Here is a 23,969-nt window from a genome sequence, read left to right on the forward strand (position 1 = left end):
TTTACAAAAAACCCTTTTTTAATTAAGGACATCCTTCACAATTAACTGAAATTATTCCATTAAACTTTGCATACTGTTTATTGGAATTTGTCAAATCTGCTAGTGTAAGGTCTGCATCAGTAAAATCTGCTTGAACAAGTATTGCACTAGTCAAAATTGAGCCTTCTAGATTAACTCCACGCATGTCTGCATTTGTTAAATCCACGCCTGCAAGGTTGGCAAACTTAATCTCTGCATTTGTAAATATGGTATTTTTCAAATTTGTACCTGTTAATTTGATTTTAGATAGTATTGCATCTGAAAAATCAGAGTTTGTAATTTTACTATTTTCCAAAGTCAACCCTGTCATATCTGTATGTTTTAAATTTACATTATCAAAATTAACTTGACTTAGATGTACTCCTTTAAAGTTTGATTTAGACAAGTCTGAATTTGTAATTGTAATTGTGTCTAGATTGGCATCAGTAAAATCAACATATTTTGCAATTGTATTCTCAATAATTGCATAACGCATATCAGCTCCTGTCATATCAGCTCCTGTCATATCTGAATCTGAAATTTGTGAAAAACTCATATCAACTCCTGCTAGATTGACATCAACAAAATTAACATTAGAAATTTTACTGTCTTTTAGATTAATTCCTTTTAATGAAACATCTGCAAATATCACATTGTTTAGAGTAGAATTATTAATTCTTGTATTTTTAAAATCAGCATTTGATAAATCAACGTCAATTAATTTTATTCCTTGCAAGTTTGAATTCTCCAAATTAGAATTTGAAAGATCAATATTTTCTAAAATTGCATGTGATAAATCTGCAAATCTTAAATCTGAATTATTTATTTGAATTTCTGATAAAGATTCTCCTGATAAATCACAACCAATCAAATTTGAAAATGATTTTATTTTACATTCGTTGATAAATCCACTTACTTGTGATTCAGTGATTTCAACATCTGTGAATATTGTGTCCGTTATTACTGCATTTGTAGTATTTGCACCATCAATTATTGAAAATGTCATGTCTGTATTACTGAGATCTGCATTTGATAAATCTGAATTATTCCATCTAGAATTTGTCATATCTGCCCATCTAAAATCTGCCCCTTTGGCATTTGAGAAATCAAAGTCAGAATTAACCAAATTGGCCTCAATAAACAGGGAATTTGATATGTCTGAACCTGTCAGATTGGCACCTGACAAATTAATTTTATTTAATTTCATATCAGCCAAATTAGAATCCATTAATTTTGCATTTGATAAATTGGCTTCCTCTAATGTTGCATCTCTAAAGTCTACTCCATCTAGTTTAGCATTTTGGAAATTAACCAATCTAAAGTTTGTATTTTCAAATTTTGCATTTGATAAATCGGCTCCTGTTAAATCTGCATGATCAAACATTGACCAACTAAGATTACTATCTCTGAGTATGGCATTTTTTAGATTTGTTTCATCTAGTCTGGTTTGACTAATTGTACTTTTTAGTAAATTGACTTTTTCAAGATTTGCATTTGTTAGAATGGAGTTTTTCATTGTAATTTCTTTCAAGTTTGAATTTTGTAAGTTTGTATTTGAAAGATCAACATTATCAAAAATTACTCCTTCTAAATTTGAATCACTCAAGTCAGAGTTTTTCAAAATTGTCCCCTTTAAAGTCAAACCTGACAAATTTTGTTTTGATAGATTGGTATCACTAAGATTTGTATTTGTAAAGTCTACATTGTGAAATGTAGTCCATGTAAAATCTTTTCCAGACAAGTCAGCTCCTGTAAAATCAACATCAATTACTTTGGCACCAACAAAATTAACATCTGATAAATTCAATCCTACAAATGAGACTCCAGAAATAATTTTTTGATCCTCTGTTGGTAATATGCCTCCAATTCCTTTTGAAGGCTCATCAATTACAATGATTTTATTTTTAATCATGTATTCTAATGCATTTTTTAATTCAATGTCCGTCATCATCCCCTCTGACCAAAATTTTATGGTGGTCTTTATCCACTCTGGAAATATCTCAGAATCTGTTTGAGCAAATCCTGGAGTTACAAACCCTATGATGAATAATGCTGAAACTGCAATTACTGCCCCTCGAATCACACAGATCGGCCTTTTTTCCTGAATTTAAATATAAAATAGATTTTCACCTAATTTTTAATTAGGCTCAATTCTAAATCTCTGAGCATATTTTTTGAACGTGTCCTACGTCTTTTTTACATGCATCAATGATTTTTTGTTGAATCTCTTCTTTCTGTTCACTGGTTAGTTCCTGCGTGCCCATCTCACAATCTATCTATTTCTTCTTGGATCTAAATGTATGTGCCAAATTTTTTTATACAATTTACCTGAATCTTTTCAGTGCCTAATTCGAAATTTTTTAATAGTTGACCTACTAATAATAGGTTGACCTAGATATAATGAGTCAATCTGAGCCTACCTTAATGATATATGAGCGTGAAAGAATTCTTCTAGAACATATCAAAGAAAATCCCAAACTACATCACAATGCTCTCATGAAACTAGTTGTTCCAAAATTTATGGCAAAGACTACGTTTGAAAAGACTCGGGATTCTCTTATGGAAAAAGAAATCATTTTTGTAAATGCTGAAAAAAACATGAAATTTTATCGTATTACTGAAAACTATGCTCATAAAGCTGCTCAACATATTGAACAAACTACAAACAACTCTTTTCATGATCTCAAAATACAAATCAAGCGATTAGAAACTGATTTCCCTCACAAAGACATTGATGAAAAAATACATACTTCAAATTTGCTTTTGAAACAACTACTTCAAACTGATAATGGTTTTACAATTCTAGATTCCATAAAAAATCCTAAAAAAACACTATATCGAGATGAACATCTGTCAATTCAACAGTTAATCTATCAAGTTTATGAGATCATCCAAAATGACAAGGATTCTGAATTATTACTTCCTACAATTACTAGCTTTCTAGGAGTTATTGTACCAAAAAATTCATCAGGTAAATAGTCCATTCTTTAGTTATTTATTCAGGTTCGTTTTAGATGATTTATGGGATTACTCTATACAAAATTTTACATGGATTTTGATGACAGTGATTGGAATCAAATTTCAAATGATCCAATCATTTTTCAAACAAAAAAAGAAAATGTCTCACTGGAGATAGATGACGCTTCTCATAATTTTTACAAACTCAATTTTAAAAAAGGTGGAAAAATACAGATGTTCCGAGTTACTGGAAGATTTCGATTGACTTGGGATGATGATGATGTTCTTGATTAGTAAAATTATAATGGGTAATCTTTGAATCATTGTCATGTCGTTAGATGAAAAAGTTTCTAAAATATTAGAAAACTTTGAAAGTACATCTTCAGATGAATTTGTTGATGTTTTAAAACAAATTCAGCCTCAGTTTAAGAGTAATTTAACCTCTGAATATCTAGATGGAAAAATTCAAAAAATTTTAGATGTTGAAGATGAATCTGAGAAAAAGAAACAATGCAAAGCGCTAACTCCCTACCTTGATTGGTATTTACAAGGACGCTAACATTATTCAGAATATTCTTTTATTTTCTTTAATGCTATCTTTATAATATCTAAATCATTTTTTGCTACTGCCAAATCTCCTACTAGTTTTAGAAAATATTCGTGCCCTGTATTTTGTGCCTTGTCAATATCTGATTCATAACACATCAACGCTTTTTCAAAAAATGGAACTTCGTCACTTAGATTTTTGACTGCTTGAATATCATTAATGCTATTTTTGATCTTTTCAACCACTTCGTCGATTTTTGGAACTGTTTTCATTGCTTGTTGATTTAAAACTGATGCAAACATTGCTGCTGAATCTTTTAGTTCTGGACTTTGTCCAATAGTTCTCAATCTTTTTCGATAATGTTCTAATGATTTTAATAGAATTTCATATCCTCCTTCATCTTTGAGAAAAATTGCACCAATCCATACTTTTTCAGTCATATTTCAAATTGTAATTAATGTGATATAATTTAGTTGTCCCAAGATTACAAATTCTAAATTATTTATCAAACCCTTCTTTTGATTCAAAGCTTTCTTGAATTGGTGGTTGATTTCGACTAATTAGATATAGCAAAATTCCTGCTACTCCAACTCCAATTCCACTAAGACCTACAAATGTTCCAACATTCTTGATTAATCTCAAAGTAGGTTCAATTTGGCCTAGTTCTATCGAATAAAACATTATCAATCCTGCAAAAAACATCCCTCCTCCCACAAAGATCATTGGAATTCCTGTCTTCACACTGTGTAGTTGATTTTCTGATTAATAAATCACCTAAAATTTATGCTCAGGTGAATTTTTTTTAAAAAGTTATTTTTACTAGACTAGAACAAAATTAGCAACAGGCAAAGAAATGTCTCAATTGACTCTATCTCAAACAATTGAAAATGTACAAGCCTTAATTGATTCTGGAAATGGTGATCCGGGTAGACTCTATCATATCCTTGAATGTCTCAAAAGTAATCGGCCACTATACCATTCTGATCAAATGTATCTTGAGAAAAAACTGGAATCCTCAATTAGTCTTGAAGAAAAACCCGAGCCTGTTACTGAAAATGATGTTTTACCAAAAATCCAAGCCTTAATTGATTCTGGAAATGGTGATCCAGGACGATTACAGCATATCTTTGATATGATTTCAAACAACAAAACTCTTTATCATTCTGATGTTACATATCTTGAATCAAAACTCAATGAACCTATTCCACATCAACAAGAAGAAACAGTAATTGTTTCTGAACCTCAAAAGATTGAATCAATCCCTCCGCCCCCACCTAAACCTATACCTGAACCAAAAATTACAAGAGGAACAATGCCCAAAGGCTGGGACTCTACACCAGAGTCTACTGAAATGGAAAAAATTTCAAATGATATTCGTAAAGAAGAAGAAAAAATCCAAAAACAAAAATTAATTTCAAGTGAAATCGATACACATCGCTCAAAATTAACACAGTTAATGTCTCATAGAAAAGAATATGAACAAAAAGTAACTCAAGAAAAAGCTACCCTTGAAGCACAAATTCAAGAAGAAAGACTAAAAATTCAAAGTCAAACAAAACTATCTGAGGAAATCATTGCTCAAAAAGAAGAACTAGCCAAAGTCAAAAAAGAAAGAGCAAACATTATCAAAAATATTAATTCTGAAAAAACAAAGATTGCCAAAGAACTCTCGAAACAAAAAAGACAATTGGTTCAAGCACAACTTGAACAAGAAAAAATAGAAAAACAAGTTGCAACAGAACAAACTTTGCTTGCAAAGATGATTGAAGAGCAAAAATCTCGCTTATTTGAACAAGCATCCATTGCAAATGAAATTAAATTAAAGCAAAATGACTTAGAGAAAACCAAAAAAGAGTATGATCTTATTGTTTCCCAAGTAAAAGAAGAAAAAGCAAAATTTGCAGAATCTGAAAAACTCAAAAATTTAATAAAATCACAAGAGGCTGATTTGATAAAATCAAAAGAAGAACGTCTTAATCTCATTAATACTATATCTAAAGAAAAAGAATTGATTGCCAAAAAAACAAAAGAAGAAAAAGAACGACTAAAATCCCATGAAAAACTAGTGAAACAACTCAAACAAGAAGAAAAAACCTATGAATCCCTTAAGAAAAAACGTGAAAAGACTGAACAACAAATTAAACTAAAAAATCAAAAACTAAAAAAACAACAACAAAAACTAAAACAACAAATTGCATCTAAAGACAAGAAACTAAAATCATTAAGTTCAAAACATTCTGCTAAAAAATCTAACAAAAAGCCTGTATCTAAAACAGTAAAAAAGACAAAGAAAAAATCATCTTAACTTTATTGTAATTTCTTCCCCATTTCCTATTGGTGATGTTATGGTTCTGACATTTTTGTTTGCACGTATGTGTGATGAATATTTCTTCATATCTTCTTTGTATTTTTCAGGGTATAGTATATTATCTGTGACAATTACCCCTCCTACTGACACTAATGGTAAAATCATATCAAAATATTCAATAACATTTTCTTTGTCTGCATCTATTAACACAAAATCAAAAAATTCTTTGTATTTTTCTTGTAAACTGAACTCTCGTAGTATCTGCATTGCTAACCCCTCTTTTATTGTGATGATGTCTAAAATATTTGCATTTTGAAAATTTGCATTTGCCTTGATAATCTTTTTTGGATTTTGTTCTATTGTTATTATTTTACCTCCATTTTCAGCAATTGCTTCTGCACACCATATGGTGGAATACCCTACAGACATTCCAATCTCTAAGACATTTTTTGCATTTTTTAGGCGTATCATCATGTTTAGGAGTTCACCTGTTTCTTTTGTTATTGCCAACATTCTTTCATCTGCTGGAACATCTACTTGTCTTGATTTTTCTAATGATGATTGATTTTCTAATTCTTCTAAAACTTTGAAAATTGACGTGTTCATATTTTCTATGTATGTGCGAAATCTCTTCCTGTATTAGTTATTCTAAGATCTCATATTATTTTTATTAGATTATATTTGCCTGGGAATTTTTCTATTACATATGGCAGCAAAGACAGTCGATCTGCTTGAAATCGTTCAAAAAATCATTAATTTGGATGCTAAAATGAGATTTGCTGCAATTATTGACTCTAAAGGTAACATTCGAGAGGCAATTATGAAAACAGGTAAAACAAATCTTAAATCTCAAAAAGAAGAGGAACATTTCTGCAAACAAGTTGCCCAGAGACGTACTATGAGAAAGGAGTTTGATAGGTCTCTTGGGAAGGTTCGATATGTACATGTTGAAAGAGAAAAAGTTTCACAAATGGTAGTATATGCCAAAAGAAACATCATTTACTTTACAATGGAACCAGAAATGCCAATTAATACAAAAATTCGACTGATAACAAAAATTAAAAAACTTACTGTAGGTCTATAGTAAAACTCGGACTGCTGATTTTTGTAAATAATCATGATTTTTCCAAAATATCTTGGTGATTCAAAGATGTTTGAATATGACAAACATTATCGTGATTGTCAACAATTTGACAAACCATTTATCAAAGCAAAAATTAATCCTCAACACGGAAATTATTTTATTCAAATTGATTTGATGCCGTGCAATTACAAATTCACAAAAAATGATGAAAAAACACTAAATGAAATGGTCAATCTTGAAAATACTTTTTTAAAATCAAATTCTGAGCCTGAATTACAGGGATTTAGTATCACTTCTGAACTTGCATGGTTTGATGGTGTTTCTGCAAAAAATCTTGATTCATTTTGTAATTCTCTTTATGATTTAACTCAATCCTAAAATCTAATCAAATTTTTTAATATTTTATCTATGACTTTGAGTTCTTCTTTTCTTTCTTTGATTGTAGTTTCGTTCCATTTTTTTGCAAATTCTGATTTTTGATCCATTTTTTCTAACTCTTGGATGTATTTGACAAGATGAATCTTGTAATCATGTAGCAAATCCAAATGTTTGTTGTGATTGTTTTCTGTTGGTGTTGGCATTTTTACTCCTCTATGATATCTGGGAACATTTCTTTAATTCTTATCTTATCTTTTTCCATGGCCTCTATTCTCTTTTCTAGGTGATTTTTAATAACAGGATCATTTTCGTGTTTTTCTTCTTTTCTAATATCTTCAATTGTTTTTGTTAATGATTTGTAGTATTTGATATGATTTTGCTTTGACTCTTCTGAAGTATCTTCTTCTTTTACGTCCACAAAATAGCCTATTTTTTGTAAAATAAGTATTTGCTGCTTGAATATTCTTATTTACTTAAGTTCATACAAATTTTTCTAAAAAATTAAACAGATTTTTAGATTTCCTATGATGTTTCTTTTATTCTGCTAATTTGTTGATTTTTCATGGTCAACATTAGATGTGATGAATGTGGTTTTGACTGTGATTACTCAGTAGAGGGGGAAATGGAGCAGGTAGTTTTTGCATATTGGAATCATATGGCAAAAGAACATGGAATAGAGTATTCTCCTGAAACGTTGGGTCGTTACGTCAAAAAGAGAATTTTGACACAAATTCCGTCATAAACGTATTCAGCCTAAAAGCAGAATTAAGTTTAAAAATAAATTTTGTAATGTATATTATGACATTTCCATTGGACTCTATAAAATCATGCAGTAAATGTGGGTGTGACTATTGTAAACTCAAAGTCTGTCCTGCATGCGGTCATGAATTATCATAGATAATTTTACACTAATATTGAAATGAAATTTAGTTCAGATATGAAAATTCTTGTAGATGAAAATCTAGATGGGATGGATGACCGTCTCAAAGAACATGGATATGATGCACTAAGTGTTAGAAAATTACAAAAGACTGGGGAAAAATTGGGTTCTGATTATTCCATAATAAATTATGCTAGAAAAAATAACATGATTATTGTTACAAAAGATACTGAATTTAGAAAAGCAAGTGAAGAAAATGATTTTCCACTAATACTTCTTGATGATGAAGAAATTCTCAAAGTAATTATTGAGAAACTAAAAAACTTTAGTTAATATTTTTTGCATCTATGTGAGAAATTCTCAAATTTGCTAAAATCTCATTGAGAAACACATCTTCTGGTTGATGCGATATGTTTGTCATGATTGCTTGCCAGCAATCATCAATTTTTCTATTAACCTGTGAAAACATTTTATCTTTCCTAAATGTTGGATAAAATGATAATAATTTCATAATCCCGTCAGTTGATTGAACAATTTGTATTAGATGTATTATTGATCTTAATCTTTCATGAAATGAAAAATTTTCTGTCTTGCTAATTGAATCAAAGTTTTCTATTTCATCGTAAATTGTCTTTATTTCACTGTGTAGATTTTTTAGTTGATTATTTACAGACTCGTACAGATTTACTAATTCATATTCAATATGTGCCCTACTGTGAACTCTTTTTTCAATATCTCCTGATTCAACTAGTGCGCTAATTTCCCTGTATACTGTTTTTTCATTTCCTACCTTTTCAATGACTCTTTTTGCTAATTCTGTCCCTCTAGTCTTCCCGTTTTCATTTAAAATTCTAATGATTTCTATTCTTATTATTTCTGAATTTTTATCCATAATTTTCACTATTTCTGATATTTTGATATGACTTTATCTTGCCCCATCTCACTAATCTCTTTTGTTAGTTGTTCTAGAATTTCTATTCCTTTTTTGATTGGTTCTTTTGGAATGTTTTTGTTTTCTAATTTTTGTTTCAACACTAGTTTTTCATTATTTACGAAACTAATCAAACTGACCTCTTTTCCCATGTTTAGATTGATGAAAAAATCCACATACTCTGATGCACTACCAATCCCCATGATAGTTGTCTTTTCTTCTTGTATTTGTTTGAAACACCCTATTAGATTAAAATAATTTCAGGTTTCTACCCTAGTATGGATAAATGTGATCGACGTGTTCGAGCATATAAGAATGGCAAAACACTTGATCAATGTAAAGAGATTGCTGAATCATTAAACCCTAATTTTAAAGACCAAATCGAACAAAATGGTCGAGTTCTATGGTCTCAAATTTTAGAACAAGTTGATCATGATGAATTAATTTACAAATTCACTCTCAAGTTTTTACGACGAGATGGATATGATATTGGTAATTGGAAACGTCCACATGTAAAAAAATTCAATCATTGGTTTACGTAAATTAGATTTTACAACTTCCATCAGGATTGCGTAATTTTTTTGCCATGATGTATGGTGTGATTAAAAGTATCGGTATTGATACTGCAATTAATAACGTCTGCAACTGTGCTAATGCAAGTGATAATGCAATTCCACTTGCTGTTCCAATAAATAATGAGAAAAATGTGCCTGCACAAGTTGGACATGCAATAAATGCTCCTACAATTGCACCAATTCCACTCATACCACTTCCTTGTTTAGAAAATGTGTATGCGCTAATTGCAATTGATGTATTTAGTGCAACTAAATATGAAACAATTACTTGAAGTACCAAGTTTATTGGAATTATTTGCAATCCTACATGTTCAGTAAGATAAATTATTATTTTTGGCATATATCCTAACTCTCCACAACAAGGTGCTACAAATCCTGAAGGAACATCTGCACCATAATGTATTGAAAAAGTGACTTCAGGTTGATACACTAGTGTTCCTGATACTAGCGCAAAGAATATTCCATACCCTACAAAAGTTGCTACAAATATTTTTCTTGATTTTGGGTTCCAAGTAACTAGTGCAATTATTGTTGATAGATTTTTTTCATTATTTTCTATCTTGCCTTTGTGATATCTGTACATTCCAAGTGCAATAGCTCCAAATGATGCTATCAATGCAATGTAAAAGAGATATGCGATTCTTTGAATCACTTCAATTGCACTAGGTGTTAGTAATTCTGAATCTTGGTATCTTCCATAAATTATGAATAATAACGCAATGGCCACAAACCCTATAACAATTAGTTTTTTGCCTTTACTAACTGAATTTGTTTGGTCCATAATGCTGTTTTTTTACCATGAGATTAAATTCTATCTTAGATTAATCTGGGCACGAAAATGTATATGATTGCAATTATTTCCAGTCTTCCAAATATCATTAGGAATCCTAAAACAATCTTTGTTGCAGGATCAGTGTCTGAATCAATCACCCCTGCAGATAATCCTCCTGTGGTGATCACCCCTGCAGCCTCAAAAAATGCATCTTGATAAGATACATCTTCAATCTCTGCAAGATGTAATCCCGTAATTGCGGATATAACTGGAAATAGTGCTAAAATGATTAGTGTTGATGTTAGTTCTTTTTTTGTCTGATCCGACATCTCTTTTCTTTTTACACTACTGAAAAATGATCTACAATTTTTGAGATGGAATAATCTGAAAATTTTCAATCCTCCGGCTGTTGAAAATCCACATCCTCCAATGAACATCAGTGTTATCAAAATTGCATGTGCAAATCCACTTAGTCCTGCTAAACTTTGAATTTGAAGTCCTGCAGTTGTACTTGCAGAAACAGAATAAAACGCACTTTCTAATGGTTCTAATCCACTTATTCCAATGAATAGTATGGTTGCCCCACCTAAAATTGCAAAGTATGTAAGAACTTCTTTTCCTAATTTTGGTGCAAGGAATTTTTTTCTTACAAATGCATAGTGGAATGTAAATGGCAATGCCCCGAGTATCATTGCTCCCATCAAAATTACTTCTTCTTGCCATCCCAAGTTATCGATAATTGTTGATGATGGGACAAACCCTCCTGTGGCAAGTGTACTCATTGCTAATGAAAAGTCATCTAGTAAATTATCTTGCCCAAAGAAATACAACAACATTGCAACAATGACAATGTATACTGCAAAGATGACAGTAATTGTTGAAAATAGTTCTTTCATGTGAAGTGTTCTTCCTGAAATAAAACCACGCATTGATTGCAGTTTTGATTCTGGATAAAATGCTGTAATTACCAGATAAATGAAACTCATTCCTCCTACAAGTTGTGTGTAACTACGATAGAACGTAAAACTCTGAGTAAGTTGATCTTCAGGTGTGTCAAATAATGATATTCCTCCTGTAGTAAATCCTGCTGCACTTGAAAAGAATGCATTTGCAAATACCTCTACATTGGTTTCCTCACTTGGAAATACATACAGATACGGAACAGTTCCAAATAGAGATAGTAAAAATAGGCTTGAAAATACCAATATTGATGCCTGCTGAAGATTCAGACTGGATTTCTCCCCATATGAATTCAAAAAGAAACCTGTGACTAGCAATAGAACTGTTGTAAGATAAATTCCTGTAGCAGTTGTAGTGTCTTCTAAAATTGTTGCAACAATTGCTGGAACCAGTAACAAGACCCCTGCAAATTGCAAAACAAATCCTAGATTTCCCAGTACTGCTTTTACTGGCGGACTCAATAATCGTGGTTCTGATGCAGTTGCGTCTCTTATGACATTTGCAATTGTTGTTTGAAAAATCATTCCAATGACTTCGTTCTTTTTTGATAAGACTGGTAATTTTCTAATACTACTATCTCTCATTTTATGTAATGCATCTTGTAGTGTTGATTTTTCATTAATTGTGATCAGTGGTGTTGACATGATGTCTTTTAATTTGGTTGCTTCAGCATATACTGTGACATCACTTACTTTACTTAGAATATCTTCATCTGTAACAATTCCAACTGGTGTTCTATTTTCATCTGTAACAATAATGTCGTCTGTTTCATAGTGACGTAACATTCTAGCTGCTTCTCTAGTTAACGTGTTCTGACTTAGAATCAAAACATCCTTGTCCATGTATTCTGTTACGGATTTGTTTAGAACATACGATACTGCACGTTCTGGATTTGTCGACATCAAGCTACCCTTAGTTAGGGATTTTAAATAATTTGGGGTTGCGCTCTAGTATTGATCGTCTAAAAAAAATTTACCTAAATTAATTGATCAGCGATGATCTCCAAATTTTGCTATCTTTATAAGCACTGGGCGTGAAGTTTTATGCGTACAATGGATATCAATCAAGCACAAGAGCCTGATTATGAATCGGTAAAAATTGATTATGTTGGATTTGTCGACCCTTATGCTGTTGAAGGCATGGTGATTCTAAAAGCTGATAATGGAAAAGAATTTCACATGAGAGCATTTTCTGGAGAAGTTGCAAAACACATCTCAAGTTTTGGTGATGAGAAGGGTGGCGAAGTTGCTCCTTCTATTTACAAAATGATTGAAGATATCTGTGAAGAAAATGAACTGGTTTTAGTCAAGGTCAAAATCTATGAAAGCGGTGAAGTTTTACGAGCAAACCTATACTTTACAGGCAAAAAAGACCTTGTTTTGAGAAATTATCGTGCATCTGATGCCATGGCACTTGCTGCATACTATAACATTCCAATATTGGTTAGAAAAACTCTGCTAAAAGAAAGCATGGAAGCTGAAACCTGAAATTAGAACAGTTTTTCTCCTAGTATGATTTTGGTTTATCATGAATGAACAAGAACAATTAATGGATAATTTGTTAAATGTTGATCTTGAAATTATTGATGTTGTAAGGGAATTACATCAAGGAAATTGGGATTCTAATTCTCACAAAAAACAAGTTGGAGATTTGTTAAAGATTAGAGATGAGATGGTTCAAAAATTAATGGCGGCAAATGGTGGAGACCCTCAATGCGATTGTGGTCATGATCACCACCACGAGTAACTAGTTTTCAAAAAAATTACCTGGAAACATTTTCTTTATTTTGTTTAGTTCTTCTTGATACTTTGTAATTTTTACATCTAGTTCTGTTATCATTTCTTTTGGTGCATCTTCTTTTTGTTTTAGTAAATTTTTGATTTGATTGGAGATTGTTCTATACATTATGGAATATTCTGGAAATTTTTCAGGCAGTTCTCCCATTAGCTAAATTAAATATTGTGCCTACTAATACTCGTTATGAAGATTGGATTATTTTTTGTATTTTTAGTAACTTTGAGTGGTAGTTTGGCTTTTGCTGAACCTGTCTCTACTGAAATTCCCTCTGGAGAAAAGACTCACTATGTTGATGAACAAATTATGATTATGGCTGATATATCAAATAATCAGGATATTACTCAGAACTTTGCATATTTAACACAAGTAAAAAATGATCAAGACATTGTAATCTCATTGTCTTGGCTAACTGGTTCGTTATCTCCAAGGCAATCATTTTCTCCTGCTCAATCCTGGACTCCTACTGAATCTGGAACTTTTCACATCCAAGTTTTTGTTTGGGAACGCATTGACAATCCTGAGGCCTTATCTCCACCGCTCTCTATGATTGTGAATGTAGAGAATAGAAGTACTTGATTTAAAATTCTGCTTCATAATTCGGCAAACTCATCATCATTCAGTGATTAGCTTAGTTGTCGGTTAATCATCAGCAAATTGTATTGTTTGTTAATAGTATATTATTATTCATGTATCAGGAACCTTTTTGATACTAGTACTTGTTTTGTAGATATGGTCAATTTTGAGAAACTCTACAAAAGAGTTGCATTACAAGTAATTCAAAGATGTCATGGTGGAATTCGAATAATTAAACGTGGAAAAATAATTCAGATTTATGATCCAAAACGTCACATGTGGAGTGATGGGTTGGTAGGATTAGTAATTAAAGAAGAATGTAAACTAGCCAACCTACGAGATTGGGAGATTGCAAATGTTAGAAGACACATAATTGAAGAATTACTCTCAAAACCTGATGACTAGTATGCTACTTTTCTTATCAAATGGGGCTCTTTGAGCATAATCGTGTCATCTTTTCTTGAGGATAATTCAACTTGTCTAAGATTCAAATTTGTAACTACAATTAGTGCTTCACAACGAGTACAAAGAATTGTCTTTCCATCTGACTTTTCTTCTCTAATTAGGTCCATTACCAATCTATCCTCTTTTTCACATGTTGGACACAGTTTTGGCTCTTTTGCAATTGTGATTATTTCTTTGATGAAGATTGTTTTTCCCATATTGTGTTGTCTTTGATTTGATCAAAAAAGAGTTTGTATTGTTAATTGGCATCAGCAATTCAATTTCGAGTGTCAAACCGTTTTAATCACCCAAAATTAGAACGAATGGTATTCAGCATATTCCCAATCTAACCAATTAACAAAATCAAATAATTCATTTTGGAAATATGTTTTTTGTATGTGATCTGTATAAACAAAATTTTATAATATTATTAGATCTTTATTGTAATTTATCATACTAAATGTTAAATAGTAAAATTTCCTATAATAATTGATGTCGTTAGTTATAAAATCTAACGAATAAACCGCGTAGCCCCGCAGAACGTTAAAGGCCATCAAACGTTTAGACGTTTGACCACGAGAGGGAATCTCTCACAGTTCTGCAATTAGGGGGTTGCGCCTTTTTAATTTCTAAAAATTATTTCTTGCTTGAAAATTTACTATGTAACTATTTCATCTAATCTGTCTTCTTCTTGAGCTCTTTTGATTTCCATGGCGATTCTTCTACCAACTCCAAATGTTTGTCCGTATTGGTATTTTGTATATGGGCTAGTTGTTGCAACAATTGGATTTCCTGGAACCCGTAGTGATACATCATACACAATTAGTTCCAAATCTTTTGTGATTACACTTTGAAGTGAAAATGGACCAATAATTCCTGGGGCATATTCTTTTTTGACTGCTTTTACAAACTTGTCTCCCATTTTTAACACCTTTTCTAAGAGTGACTCTCTAATGCTTGCAGGTGTGTGACCTACTTCAATATTTTGTAAATCTATATCAATGTCTAGTTGTTGTTTTGCAGGTAATGCATTAAAGTCCATGAGATTTGTTTGCAGCCTTCGTTCAATTCCAATAAAGTCAACTTGGTCTGAAATTGGGGTGTGGAAGAAATTAAAATTCATGTATGTCCCAATTGCCAATTCCTCAATGCTTGCTTTTTCTAGGTCTTTTCTTGCAATAACTCCTTGTTTGATTTTTTCTTCAGATGTTGTAACATAATCTTTGTAAGATGATACTGTGAAAAATGCTCTTTCTAGTGGTCTGTTCTTCTCTTGTACTTTGACAATACAAGGCTTGTTGATTTTCTTGGGATCTTTGAATAATTTTGGATATTTTATTCTGGCTTTTTCTAAAAGATAGTATTGTCCTTTCTTTGCGGTTCTTTCTTCAGCTTGGAATAATTTTCTGTTTCCAAAGATTGGAACTTTGAAAGAATTCTCAATTGTTTTGTATCCTAGATAAACTGTAAGGGAACGATGTGGAACAATAATTGTATTGGAGTCTCGTAATTCTTTTTGAATTTTGGCTGATGCCATATCTTTGAATTTGTTTAATACTGTAATCTCATCTGCTATTCTGTTGAATCTCTGATATGGTCCTTCTCTGCCTTTTTGACAAAATACTCTGGTTTGAAAATCTTCATCTTTTGCCCCATCCATTATTTCTAATGCTGAATGACTTCCAAGAACACCTATCTTTACATCTGAGTATTCGTTAACGATTTTCTTGATCTCAGAACTATTAATCACATAATGCTTTGAACCTAGGATCTAATATAGCTAATTTTCATTTTTTAGGATCGGATAAAATCACAAGATTTTTCTGAAATTGATGTTTTTCATAGTTGTGCTGTATAGTTTTGAGTTGCAGATGGCTGGTGTAATTCTACTAACTGCTATGGCAGTTGGAGGAATCAGTCTTTGGCTAAAGCGACGTAAAGAACGAAAAGAGTTTGAGGCTTCTTTCAAAAATGACGAACCTTCTATCTAGTGCTAAGGGTATCGTTCTATCTAATACATAAAATACTCTGGATTCCTATCTTCATTATTGAAACTAGTAATTGGGATTACAGGTAGCACTGGTGTAATTTATGGAATCAGAATGCTTGAGACTCTTAAAAAATTAAACATTGAGACTCATCTGATAATGTCTGAATGGGGTGCAAAATGTATTCCAATGGAAACTGAATTTACAGTTGATTATGTAAAGTCACTTGCAACCGAAGTCTCTGATGAAAAAAATATGGCTGCAAGTGTTTCTAGTGGAACTCATAGAATCGATGGAATGATTGTTGCTCCATGTAGTATGAAGACCTTGGCTGCTATTGCTAATGGATATGATGACACTCTTGTTGCACGTGCAGCTGGAGTTACAATCAAAGAATCTAGAAAATTAATTTTGATGGTAAGAGAAACTCCATTATCTGCAATTCACCTAGAAAACATGTTGAAGCTTTCAAGACTTGGTATTGTTATTTTACCTCCTGTAACTGAATTTTATACCAAACCTCAATCCATTGATGATATTGTAAATCATGGTGTCGGAAAATGCTTGGACCAATTTGACATTGAACATAATTTATACCCTAGATGGGGCACTTCCTAAATTAATTGCCACAATTCTCTTTTGAAAAAATCAGCACTGCCAGTAGAAGTACTCTCTACAAAATTTTCTCAGATTATGAAAATTATCAAAATATATCTCCTGAGTTTTTCCCATCAACACGAATTCGTTCAGTTAGAAATAATGTTGCAGTAGTTGAAGAACATCTGAATTTAGGTGATGACGAGCTTTTGATAATGGCAAAACATGTTACTGATGAACCAGTGCTTCATGATGTTTTTGTCATTGGAGGTGATGCAAAAGGGTCTCACATTCAAGAACAGTTCATTGAAACTCCTCAAGGCACAAAAATTCTAGTTGCTGTGGATTTGAAATTAAAAGGAAAAATGAAGATTGGTGGTATGTTTTCTAAAAATCGATACCAGCAGAATTATGAGAAAATTATAGATAATTTTATAAAAATTGCTGAAAATCTAGTCTGATTTTGCTTCTTTATCTTTAAAGTCTTTTAGTTCCTTCTCGCCTTCAATCTTGCCTTTTTCAAACTCACCTTTGGCTTTACCGAAGGTTTTTGCAAGTTCTGGAATTTTCTTGGCACCAAAAATTAACACTACTGCAATGACAATGATGAATATCCATTCTTGACCTGCAATGAAATTGGCTAAATTCATTCCAAACATTTCTGAGTCTCTTTATCTAAATTCGGATTTAAGTGTTCAACTTTTTGCGTTCTTTACGCTCAATGAGAACCATGCCTGTTGCATACAATGCAATCATTGGTCCTGCAATAAACCACATTGTAACCCCACTTCCGTCAGGTGTAATTACTGCACCAAAGATCACAATTACGACAATTGCATATCTGATATTCTTGCGCCAAAAATCTGCATCAACCATACCTGATGCAGATATTGCATACATTACAAGTGGAAGTTGAAATGAAAATCCAAATGCTAACAAGAATTGTAATACAAAAGTGACAAATTCTATTACGTTAAGAAATGTAACTAGTCCTGCAGATTCCCCATATCTGTACAAGAATTCTAAAATGTATGGGATTACTAGATTGTAAGAAAATGCACATCCAGTAATGAATAATCCTAATGCTGGAATTGTAATACTTCTGCTGACATTAATCTCGTTTTCTTTGAGAGCTGGCTTGATGAATCCTACTAATTCTTTGATGATTATTGGCATTCCAACCACAATTCCAACAAGTGCTGCAATGTACACTTGTGCAAAGAATGCTTGACCTGGTGCTGTTTGGATTAACTGTACATCTTCGGGTACAAGATTAATTTTCATATGATTAGTAATTTGTGCTGCAATGTTGTTTAGTGGTTCAGGTGTTGGATAGTATAATGTGGTTTGTCCTACTTGAATTGGTTCTGCGTGAAATGTTAGAATAAATCCTGTAATGATTCCAATTACCAGTACAATTCGAAGTAATCTTTTTCGTAATTCCTCAAAATGCTGGTTGATACCATCTAACTCTGACATCTAATCTCTTTGTGTTTTTAGCTATATCTATTTGCCGGGAATTGGCAATAATTTTGCATCAGGCAATCCATCTTCTTTTAGTTGTTCAATGGAAATATTGTCAAATTCTAAGGAAATTATGGCCTTTGTATTGAATTTGGATTCCATCTCTTTTGCCAAACTTGCAAGATCTTTACTAGAGTAGATTTCTTGTGAATCTCTTAAGAATATTCTTTCTCCTTTTTCCATCTCCTTTCCCCCAAATTTCCCTTGAAGAAAACTTGTAATCTCAGGTAGTTCTTTTCTATTTATATTGTTATGAAAATAGCAAATTCCTTTTACTGACTCATAGTCATATGCTGTACCATTTCGATACATGAAAACTCCGATAAAACGTGCTTCATCTTCTGGCTCTCTTACGCATTTTATCTCCCAATTTAGTAAGTTCTCTTCTTTGTAACTGAACCCTTCCATCTCATCTGCTGTAATCTTCCAATATCTTGATCTTGCCATATTGATTTATCAAAATCATTCTGATATAAATTCCAATATTGCCTGACTGTGACTAGACCTAGTATTGGGAAATTCGCTGTCTCCTTTTATATGAAAAGCATGCATTATGAATATTGGGAGACCGAATCACTGTTGTGTTGAAAACTGAACATGCTGAAAAACTTCGAAATATACAAGCCAAGTTGATCAGAACCTCTACAAAATCAGTTAGTTTCTCACATGTTTTGAATTTAGTTCTAAGTGAAGGATTAAAAAAATACAAAGTTTGAGTGCAACAATACAATTGCTCATTTACTATCCTTAATTCTGATTCTATATGACCGAGCAAAAATACTCGTATGTGTCAGAGATTTATAGAAAACATACTACATTTGTAAAAGACAACATAAATTCAAAGTAACCGATTCTGGGCTGGGTAATATCTGCACAACACAAGTCCTCAGAATCGGAAACTTTACCCTTTATTTCAAAATAAGTATAAAAGCACAAAATTATTCGGAAGATAGATTAACCTCAATTCAATTCTGCAAATTATTATGGCAACATATAATGTCCATGTAACTATCGAAAATAAGCCTGGAATCAGTGATCCTGAAGGTGACACAATTCTCAATGATTTGGTTCTAAAAGGAACTCACAAAACTGTCTCAAAAATTAAAACTGCAAAAATGCTAAAATTTACAATCAAAGATAAGGACAAAAAAACAGCACAATCTAAAGTTCGAGAAATCTGTGATGATTTACGTATCTATAATCCAATGGTAAGCAAAGTTACCATCGATGTTTTTGATGCTTAATGCATGATCCTTGCGATCACATACTTTTTAGTTCATAATTTTTAGTCTAGACTCAAATTAAATATCGCGAGATCTAATTCTAATTGTGAAAGTCGGGGTTGTAGTTTTTCCTGGTAGTAATTGTGATCGTGATATGTATCATGTTCTAACTGATGTCTTTAATCTTGACGCTCAATACTATTGGCATGAAAAATCTCTACCAAAAAATATTGACGCAGTAATTCTTCCAGGAGGATTCTCTTATGGTGATAGACTCCGTGCTGGAGTAATTGCTGCTCATAGCCCAATCATTAAGGATGTTCAAAAAATGGCAAAAAAAGGAATTCCTATTTTGGGAGTCTGTAATGGATTTCAAATTCTAGTGGAATCTGGTCTATTACCTGGAGTTTTACTCAAGAATGAATCTCTTAATTTCATGTGTGAATGGACAAATTTGATTGTCGAAAATAACAAAACTCCATTTACAAATCAGTTTAAACTTCAACAAAAAATTCCAATCCCAATAGCAAATGGTGAGGGCAGATATTATGTTGATAATGATACGTTGAAACAACTAAAGAAGAAAAACCAAATTGTATTCCGATACGATGAAGTAGTTAATGGCTCTTCAAATAGAATTGCTGGTGTTTGTAACGAAGATGGAAATGTTGTCGGTATGATGCCTCATCCTGAAAGAGCTGTTGAATCAGAAATCAATCCAATTGATAACAAACCTTCTTCTCTAATCTTTGAATCTCTATTATCTAAAATGGGTGTAAGCAATTGAGTTTAGAACCTCAAGAATTATCTGAATTAAAATCTAAAATTGGAAGAGATCCAACTTCTACAGAACTACAAATTGTTGCAGCAGAATGGTCTGAACACTGTTCTTACAAATCCTCAAAAAAACATCTCAAAATGTTGCCAATGAAAGGTCCACTTGTAATAACTGAGAAAGGTTATGACTCTGGTGTCTTAGATGTTGGTGGTGGATATGTTGTTACAGCTCACATTGAAAGTCATAATCATCCTTCAGCTGTAGAACCATATGGTGGCGCTGCAACTGGTGTTGGAGGTGTAATTCGTGATATTTTATCTGCTGGAACAAGACCTATTGCAATATTTGACGGATTAAGATTTGGAGATATTGAAAAAGATCAACAAGCAAGATGGTTATTCAAAAATGCTGTAACTGGTATTGCTGACTATGGAAATTGTTTAGGGATTCCAACTATTGGCGGTGAAGTTGAATTTGATCAATGTTATGAAAATTATGCCCTAGTAGATGTTGCTGCTGTAGGCTTTGGCAAAAAAGAGAATTTGATAAAAAATCATGCAAAAAAAGGTGACATTGTTGTTTTAATGGGTGGTTCTACAGGAAGGGATGGAATTGGAGGCTCACAATTTGCATCTGATTCTCTAGAATCTGAAGACCGTTCTGCAGTGCAAATCCCTGATCCCTTCATTGAAAAACTAATCATTGAAGCAGTTTTGGAGGCACGAAATGAAAAACTTATCCATGCAATGAAGGACTTGGGTGGGGGTGGATTATCTTGTGCCATTTCTGAAACTGCTGATGCATTAGAGATTGGAATTGAGATGGATGTGGCCAAAGTTCACACTAGAGAATCTGACATGCATCCTGATGAGATTATGGTCTCTGAATCTCAAGAAAGAATGTTAATTGTTACTAGTAAAACTAAATTCAAAAAACTACAAGAAATTTGTAAAAAATTTAGAATTGGTTGTTCTGTTATTGGAAGTGTAAAATCTGACAATCAAATGCATGTCAAAAAAGGTAAAAAGACATTTGCAAATCTTCCAACTGATGTTGTGGCAAATGCCACCTTGCTTGATTTACCCTCAAAAGAACCATCATATCTCAAAAATATTGAGAAAGAAAAGAAACTCAAACCAATCTCTGACTATTCTAAAACAATGATGAAATTACTTGCATCTCCAAACATTGCAAGCAAGATTTGGGTATATGGGCAATATGATCATGAAGTTGGAATCAGAACTGTAGTGAAACCTGGCAGGGATGCATCTGTTTTGAGATTAGATAACGGAAAGTTTCTTTCAGTCAAAATAGATGGGAATCCAAAACAATGTTACATTAATCCTCGAGAAGGTGCAATTGGTTGCTTTGAAGAAGCATGCAGAAATGTTGTTTGTACTGGAGCAAAACCAATTGGAATGCTAGATCATCTTCAATTTGGAAATCCAAAAGACCCTGAAATATTTTGGACGTTTTTAGAATCTCTAAAAGGATTGACTGATTTTGCTAAAGACTACAAAATTCCTTGTGTTGGAGGTAAAGTGAGCCTGTATAATGAAACTCCTAATGGTCCAATCAAACCTACTCCGTTAATCGGTGTTATAGGACTAATTGACAAACATCCTCAGATTCCTCAAAGAATCAGTAAAGATGATTATTTGATAATTGTTGGAGAAACAAAAGATGAGCTTGGCGGTTCAGAATACTTTGAATACATACACAAATTCATTGGTGGTAAATGTCCTGCAGTTGATTTTACTGAATCTAAGAAAAATATGAAGTCTGTTTTGGAAATAATTCCAAAAAAACTTTTGAAATCTGTTCATGATTGCTCAAAAGGTGGATTGGCAGTTGCAATATCTGAATTGGCTATGAATAATCAGATTGGATGTAAAGTATCTCTAGACAAAATTCCTGCCAAAAAATTAGATGTTGATAGAATATTATTTTCAGAAAGCCATTCTCGTTATCTTTTAACATTTGATAAGAAAAATCTCTCAAAAGTTGAAAAAATTCTCAAAAAGAACAAGACCGCATACAACATTATAGGTAAATTTGGAGGGGACAAAATTCAATTCGTAAAGGGAACAAAATCGATCATAGATCTAAGAGTTGATAAAGCACAAAAAACTTGGTTAAATTCGTTAAGGGATTTGGTACTGCATGGATAAACCTCAGCATATTCTAGATGATAAACCAAAAGAGAACTGCGGTGTAATTGGAATTTACAGTCTTAGTGGTACTAATGTTATCCCTATGGCAATTGACGCATTACGTGCTTTACAACATCGAGGTCAAGAAGCATGGGGTCTTGCAATTCCTAACAAGCCTCCTCTCAAAAGATTGGGTCTTGTATCTGCTGCATCTTCTGAATTCAAAACAATTGCTGAAGAATACTCTTCTCCTTGTGTAATTGGTCATGTTCGCTATTCTACTATGGGCCGAAGTTCACTAGAAAACGCCCAACCTCTCAAAGTAAAAGATCTCTGTGTTGCTCATAATGGAACAATTGCTAATGTCCAGGAATTATCTAATTTGGTAGGTGGATGTTCATTTACTCCTCAAAACGCAAGTGATACTCTGGTTGCTGCCCAAAGACTTGTTTCATTAATTTCTGAAAATGGGCAAATGGGAAAAGCACTATCTGTTCTCAAAAATGAGATGGTTGGCTCGTATTGCTTTACATTTATCTCTGATGATAATTCTGTTTATGCTGCACGGGATCCAAAAGGATTCCGTCCAATGGTTTTAGGTCATAAAGAATCTGATGATACTTACATTGTTGCATCTGAATCTTCTGCAGTTTCTGCAGTTGGTGCTAAAATGGAGCGAAATGTAACTCCTGGTGAATTAATCCGAATGAGTAAAGATGGTTTGGAAACTGAAATGTTTTCAGATGATACTAAACGTGCACATTGTTCATTTGAATTCACTTACTTTGCTCATCCAACAAGTAACATGGAAGGTACTAACATCTATGTCGCAAGAAAGAATATTGGGCGTTATCTGGCAAAGAAATTTCCAATCAAAGATGCTGATTTAGTTATACCTGTACCTGATTCTGCAAGACCTGCTGCATTAGGATATGCTCAAGAACTTGGTGTATCTTTTGATGAAGGATTACTCAAAGACAGATACAGTAAGAAAGGGCCGCTACGAAGTTTCATTGAACCTCATCAAACTGATAGAATAGAAATTAATCGATGGATTATTCCAATCCGAGAGATCATTGAAGGAAAACATGTGGTTGTAATTGATGATAGTTTAGTTAGAGGTACTAGCTCTAAAGCCATTATCAAGGCATTGAGACGTGCTGGCGCAAAAAAAATCAGTATGGTGATTACATACCCTCCAATCAAATTCCCATGCTATGCTGGAATTGATTTTCCATCTCAGGAAGAACTTGCAACATTTTCTAATGGAGAGGACATGTCTTTAGATGAAACCATCGATATGGTGAGAAAAAGCATTGGTGCTGACTTTTTGGGATATAATGATGCTGAGAATCTTGCTGCAGCCGTTGGAATTCCAACTGATTCTATGTGCTTTACATGTTCATCTGGAAATTATGATTCACTTGGAATTACTCCAGAGTTTAAGAGTAGAGAAGAAATCAAAGGAGAAGTAAGTTAAC

37 protein-coding genes are annotated in these 23,969 nt (G+C 32.6%); 21 read left to right on the plus strand and 16 right to left on the minus strand.

What is annotated here, in order from left to right; genetic code table 11:
- Positions 1 to 22: 22 nt before the first annotated feature.
- Positions 23 to 2,101: a pentapeptide repeat-containing protein gene (locus ACX12B_RS03360; RefSeq protein WP_459352638.1), complete on the minus strand. Its 2,079-nt coding sequence runs from the start codon at positions 2,099 to 2,101 to the stop codon at positions 23 to 25.
- A gap of 317 nt (positions 2,102 to 2,418) precedes the next feature.
- Here ACX12B_RS03360 and ACX12B_RS03365 point away from each other — a divergent pair, with 317 nt between their 5' ends.
- The 3 genes from ACX12B_RS03365 to ACX12B_RS03375 are packed head-to-tail and all read left to right on the plus strand — an operon-like array spanning position 2,419 to position 3,535.
- The gene (locus ACX12B_RS03365) at positions 2,419 to 2,997 is read left to right on the plus strand and encodes a hypothetical protein (protein ID WP_459352639.1); all 579 of its coding nucleotides are present in this window, start codon (positions 2,419 to 2,421) and stop codon (positions 2,995 to 2,997) included.
- 42 nt (positions 2,998 to 3,039) lie between these two features.
- The gene (locus tag ACX12B_RS03370) at positions 3,040 to 3,270 is read left to right on the plus strand and encodes a hypothetical protein (protein WP_459352640.1); all 231 of its coding nucleotides are present in this window, start codon (positions 3,040 to 3,042) and stop codon (positions 3,268 to 3,270) included.
- A 34-nt stretch (positions 3,271 to 3,304) separates the two neighbouring features.
- A complete protein-coding gene (locus tag ACX12B_RS03375) occupies positions 3,305 to 3,535 on the plus strand; it encodes a hypothetical protein (RefSeq protein WP_459352641.1) in 231 nt (76 codons plus the stop codon).
- Positions 3,536 to 3,537: 2 nt separating this feature from the next.
- Here the strand turns inward: ACX12B_RS03375 and ACX12B_RS03380 are convergent, their stop codons facing one another.
- Entirely contained in the window at positions 3,538 to 3,963 is a 426-nt protein-coding gene (locus ACX12B_RS03380) for a hypothetical protein (protein WP_459352642.1), read from the minus strand.
- Positions 3,964 to 4,021: 58 nt separating this feature from the next.
- A complete protein-coding gene (locus ACX12B_RS03385) occupies positions 4,022 to 4,264 on the minus strand; it encodes a hypothetical protein (protein WP_459352643.1) in 243 nt (80 codons plus the stop codon).
- Positions 4,265 to 4,376: 112 nt separating this feature from the next.
- On the opposite strand from ACX12B_RS03385, the gene ACX12B_RS03390 reads away from it, so the two are divergent.
- Positions 4,377 to 5,828 (plus strand): hypothetical protein, encoded by a 1,452-nt coding sequence (locus tag ACX12B_RS03390; RefSeq protein ID WP_459352644.1) that lies wholly within the window; start codon positions 4,377 to 4,379, stop codon positions 5,826 to 5,828.
- Here the strand turns inward: ACX12B_RS03390 and ACX12B_RS03395 are convergent.
- Positions 5,820 to 6,437: an O-methyltransferase gene (locus ACX12B_RS03395; protein ID WP_459352645.1), complete on the minus strand. Its 618-nt coding sequence runs from the start codon at positions 6,435 to 6,437 to the stop codon at positions 5,820 to 5,822. The two genes, ACX12B_RS03390 and ACX12B_RS03395, sit on opposite strands and share 9 nt — an antisense overlap.
- A 100-nt stretch (positions 6,438 to 6,537) precedes the next feature.
- On the opposite strand from ACX12B_RS03395, the gene ACX12B_RS03400 reads away from it, so the two are divergent.
- Together ACX12B_RS03400 and ACX12B_RS03405 are read left to right on the plus strand one after the other, a co-directional pair.
- Positions 6,538 to 6,915: a DUF6659 family protein gene (locus tag ACX12B_RS03400; protein WP_459352646.1), complete on the plus strand. Its 378-nt coding sequence runs from the start codon at positions 6,538 to 6,540 to the stop codon at positions 6,913 to 6,915.
- 33 nt (positions 6,916 to 6,948) lie between these two features.
- Entirely contained in the window at positions 6,949 to 7,293 is a 345-nt protein-coding gene (locus ACX12B_RS03405) for a hypothetical protein (RefSeq protein WP_459352647.1), read from the plus strand.
- Here ACX12B_RS03405 and ACX12B_RS03410 read toward each other — a convergent pair.
- Positions 7,290 to 7,496 (minus strand): hypothetical protein, encoded by a 207-nt coding sequence (locus ACX12B_RS03410; protein WP_459352648.1) that lies wholly within the window; start codon positions 7,494 to 7,496, stop codon positions 7,290 to 7,292. The two genes, ACX12B_RS03405 and ACX12B_RS03410, sit on opposite strands and share 4 nt — an antisense overlap.
- Positions 7,497 to 7,498: 2 nt before the next feature.
- Positions 7,499 to 7,711: a hypothetical protein gene (locus tag ACX12B_RS03415; protein WP_459352649.1), complete on the minus strand. Its 213-nt coding sequence runs from the start codon at positions 7,709 to 7,711 to the stop codon at positions 7,499 to 7,501.
- Between the two features lie 144 nt (positions 7,712 to 7,855).
- On the opposite strand from ACX12B_RS03415, the gene ACX12B_RS03420 reads away from it, so the two are divergent.
- Both ACX12B_RS03420 and ACX12B_RS03425 read left to right on the plus strand, forming a co-directional pair.
- Complete coding sequence (locus ACX12B_RS03420; protein WP_459352650.1) at positions 7,856 to 8,035, plus strand: DUF1059 domain-containing protein; 180 nt, start codon at positions 7,856 to 7,858, stop codon at positions 8,033 to 8,035.
- Between the two features lie 195 nt (positions 8,036 to 8,230).
- Positions 8,231 to 8,506 (plus strand): DUF5615 family PIN-like protein, encoded by a 276-nt coding sequence (locus ACX12B_RS03425; RefSeq protein WP_459352733.1) that lies wholly within the window; start codon positions 8,231 to 8,233, stop codon positions 8,504 to 8,506.
- Here ACX12B_RS03425 and ACX12B_RS03430 read toward each other — a convergent pair.
- Both ACX12B_RS03430 and ACX12B_RS03435 read right to left on the minus strand, forming a co-directional pair.
- Positions 8,499 to 9,065: a hypothetical protein gene (locus ACX12B_RS03430; RefSeq protein WP_459352651.1), complete on the minus strand. Its 567-nt coding sequence runs from the start codon at positions 9,063 to 9,065 to the stop codon at positions 8,499 to 8,501. The genes ACX12B_RS03425 and ACX12B_RS03430 overlap by 8 nt on opposite strands.
- A gap of 8 nt (positions 9,066 to 9,073) precedes the next feature.
- Positions 9,074 to 9,307 carry a hypothetical protein gene (locus tag ACX12B_RS03435; RefSeq protein ID WP_459352652.1) on the minus strand — a complete coding sequence of 78 codons (234 nt, stop codon included), beginning with the start codon at positions 9,305 to 9,307 and terminating at the stop codon, positions 9,074 to 9,076.
- Positions 9,308 to 9,382: 75 nt separating this feature from the next.
- Here ACX12B_RS03435 and ACX12B_RS03440 point away from each other — a divergent pair, with 75 nt between their 5' ends.
- A complete protein-coding gene (locus tag ACX12B_RS03440; protein WP_459352653.1) occupies positions 9,383 to 9,646 on the plus strand; it encodes a hypothetical protein in 264 nt (87 codons plus the stop codon).
- A 1-nt stretch (position 9,647) separates the two neighbouring features.
- Here ACX12B_RS03440 and ACX12B_RS03445 read toward each other — a convergent pair whose 3' ends face one another.
- Together ACX12B_RS03445 and ACX12B_RS03450 are read right to left on the minus strand one after the other, a co-directional pair.
- A complete protein-coding gene (locus tag ACX12B_RS03445) occupies positions 9,648 to 10,460 on the minus strand; it encodes a hypothetical protein (RefSeq protein ID WP_459352654.1) in 813 nt (270 codons plus the stop codon).
- Between the two features lie 35 nt (positions 10,461 to 10,495).
- Entirely contained in the window at positions 10,496 to 12,313 is a 1,818-nt protein-coding gene (locus tag ACX12B_RS03450; RefSeq protein ID WP_459352655.1) for a potassium transporter TrkG, read from the minus strand.
- A gap of 150 nt (positions 12,314 to 12,463) precedes the next feature.
- On the opposite strand from ACX12B_RS03450, the gene ACX12B_RS03455 reads away from it, so the two are divergent.
- Positions 12,464 to 12,898 (plus strand): bifunctional nuclease family protein, encoded by a 435-nt coding sequence (locus ACX12B_RS03455; protein WP_459352656.1) that lies wholly within the window; start codon positions 12,464 to 12,466, stop codon positions 12,896 to 12,898.
- A gap of 40 nt (positions 12,899 to 12,938) precedes the next feature.
- Positions 12,939 to 13,157: a hypothetical protein gene (locus tag ACX12B_RS03460; protein WP_459352657.1), complete on the plus strand. Its 219-nt coding sequence runs from the start codon at positions 12,939 to 12,941 to the stop codon at positions 13,155 to 13,157.
- Here the strand turns inward: ACX12B_RS03460 and ACX12B_RS03465 are convergent, their stop codons facing one another.
- Positions 13,158 to 13,355 (minus strand): hypothetical protein, encoded by a 198-nt coding sequence (locus ACX12B_RS03465; RefSeq protein WP_459352658.1) that lies wholly within the window; start codon positions 13,353 to 13,355, stop codon positions 13,158 to 13,160.
- 36 nt (positions 13,356 to 13,391) lie between these two features.
- On the opposite strand from ACX12B_RS03465, the gene ACX12B_RS03470 reads away from it, so the two are divergent.
- Both ACX12B_RS03470 and ACX12B_RS03475 read left to right on the plus strand, forming a co-directional pair.
- Positions 13,392 to 13,784 (plus strand): hypothetical protein, encoded by a 393-nt coding sequence (locus ACX12B_RS03470; protein WP_459352659.1) that lies wholly within the window; start codon positions 13,392 to 13,394, stop codon positions 13,782 to 13,784.
- A gap of 153 nt (positions 13,785 to 13,937) precedes the next feature.
- Positions 13,938 to 14,186 carry a hypothetical protein gene (locus tag ACX12B_RS03475; RefSeq protein WP_459352660.1) on the plus strand — a complete coding sequence of 83 codons (249 nt, stop codon included), beginning with the start codon at positions 13,938 to 13,940 and terminating at the stop codon, positions 14,184 to 14,186.
- Here ACX12B_RS03475 and ACX12B_RS03480 read toward each other — a convergent pair.
- Entirely contained in the window at positions 14,183 to 14,443 is a 261-nt protein-coding gene (locus tag ACX12B_RS03480; RefSeq protein WP_459352661.1) for a hypothetical protein, read from the minus strand. The two genes, ACX12B_RS03475 and ACX12B_RS03480, sit on opposite strands and share 4 nt — an antisense overlap.
- Positions 14,444 to 14,883: 440 nt before the next feature.
- Positions 14,884 to 15,975, minus strand: coding sequence for a DUF1297 domain-containing protein (locus ACX12B_RS03485; RefSeq protein WP_459352662.1), 1,092 nt, complete (start codon positions 15,973 to 15,975; stop codon positions 14,884 to 14,886).
- 97 nt (positions 15,976 to 16,072) lie between these two features.
- Between ACX12B_RS03485 and ACX12B_RS03490 the strand changes: the two genes are divergently transcribed.
- Genes ACX12B_RS03490 through ACX12B_RS03500 form a run of 3 tightly spaced genes read left to right on the plus strand, consistent with a single transcriptional unit; the run spans position 16,073 to position 17,271 of the window.
- Positions 16,073 to 16,216 (plus strand): hypothetical protein, encoded by a 144-nt coding sequence (locus tag ACX12B_RS03490; protein ID WP_459352663.1) that lies wholly within the window; start codon positions 16,073 to 16,075, stop codon positions 16,214 to 16,216.
- Between the two features lie 57 nt (positions 16,217 to 16,273).
- A complete protein-coding gene (locus ACX12B_RS03495) occupies positions 16,274 to 16,831 on the plus strand; it encodes a UbiX family flavin prenyltransferase (RefSeq protein WP_459352664.1) in 558 nt (185 codons plus the stop codon).
- A gap of 5 nt (positions 16,832 to 16,836) precedes the next feature.
- Entirely contained in the window at positions 16,837 to 17,271 is a 435-nt protein-coding gene (locus ACX12B_RS03500; protein WP_459352665.1) for an SRPBCC family protein, read from the plus strand.
- Here the strand turns inward: ACX12B_RS03500 and ACX12B_RS03505 are convergent.
- Genes ACX12B_RS03505 through ACX12B_RS03515 form a run of 3 tightly spaced genes read right to left on the minus strand, consistent with a single transcriptional unit; the run spans position 17,263 to position 18,781 of the window.
- Positions 17,263 to 17,469, minus strand: a complete 207-nt coding sequence (locus ACX12B_RS03505) for a Sec-independent protein translocase subunit TatA/TatB (RefSeq protein WP_012215156.1) — start codon at positions 17,467 to 17,469, stop codon at positions 17,263 to 17,265. The two genes, ACX12B_RS03500 and ACX12B_RS03505, sit on opposite strands and share 9 nt — an antisense overlap.
- 28 nt (positions 17,470 to 17,497) lie before the next feature.
- The gene (gene tatC, locus ACX12B_RS03510) at positions 17,498 to 18,289 is read right to left on the minus strand and encodes a twin-arginine translocase subunit TatC (RefSeq protein WP_459352666.1); all 792 of its coding nucleotides are present in this window, start codon (positions 18,287 to 18,289) and stop codon (positions 17,498 to 17,500) included.
- A 27-nt stretch (positions 18,290 to 18,316) separates the two neighbouring features.
- On the minus strand, positions 18,317 to 18,781 hold the full coding sequence (locus ACX12B_RS03515) for a hypothetical protein (RefSeq protein ID WP_459352667.1): 465 nt from the start codon (positions 18,779 to 18,781) through the stop codon (positions 18,317 to 18,319).
- A 113-nt stretch (positions 18,782 to 18,894) separates the two neighbouring features.
- Between ACX12B_RS03515 and ACX12B_RS03520 the strand changes: the two genes are divergently transcribed.
- From ACX12B_RS03520 to ACX12B_RS03540, 5 genes are all read left to right on the plus strand, one after another.
- Positions 18,895 to 19,050 (plus strand): hypothetical protein, encoded by a 156-nt coding sequence (locus ACX12B_RS03520; RefSeq protein ID WP_459352668.1) that lies wholly within the window; start codon positions 18,895 to 18,897, stop codon positions 19,048 to 19,050.
- Between the two features lie 267 nt (positions 19,051 to 19,317).
- The gene (purS, locus tag ACX12B_RS03525) at positions 19,318 to 19,578 is read left to right on the plus strand and encodes a phosphoribosylformylglycinamidine synthase subunit PurS (RefSeq protein WP_459352669.1); all 261 of its coding nucleotides are present in this window, start codon (positions 19,318 to 19,320) and stop codon (positions 19,576 to 19,578) included.
- A gap of 85 nt (positions 19,579 to 19,663) precedes the next feature.
- A complete protein-coding gene (gene purQ, locus ACX12B_RS03530; protein ID WP_459352670.1) occupies positions 19,664 to 20,344 on the plus strand; it encodes a phosphoribosylformylglycinamidine synthase subunit PurQ in 681 nt (226 codons plus the stop codon).
- The gene (gene purL / locus ACX12B_RS03535; protein ID WP_459352671.1) at positions 20,341 to 22,506 is read left to right on the plus strand and encodes a phosphoribosylformylglycinamidine synthase subunit PurL; all 2,166 of its coding nucleotides are present in this window, start codon (positions 20,341 to 20,343) and stop codon (positions 22,504 to 22,506) included. Before purQ ends, purL begins: the two co-directional genes overlap by 4 nt.
- The gene (locus ACX12B_RS03540) at positions 22,499 to 23,968 is read left to right on the plus strand and encodes an amidophosphoribosyltransferase (RefSeq protein WP_459352672.1); all 1,470 of its coding nucleotides are present in this window, start codon (positions 22,499 to 22,501) and stop codon (positions 23,966 to 23,968) included. Before purL ends, ACX12B_RS03540 begins: the two co-directional genes overlap by 8 nt.
- The last annotated feature ends 1 nt before the right edge of the window (position 23,969 follow it).

This window comes from Nitrosopumilus sp. S6 (assembly GCF_054515815.1).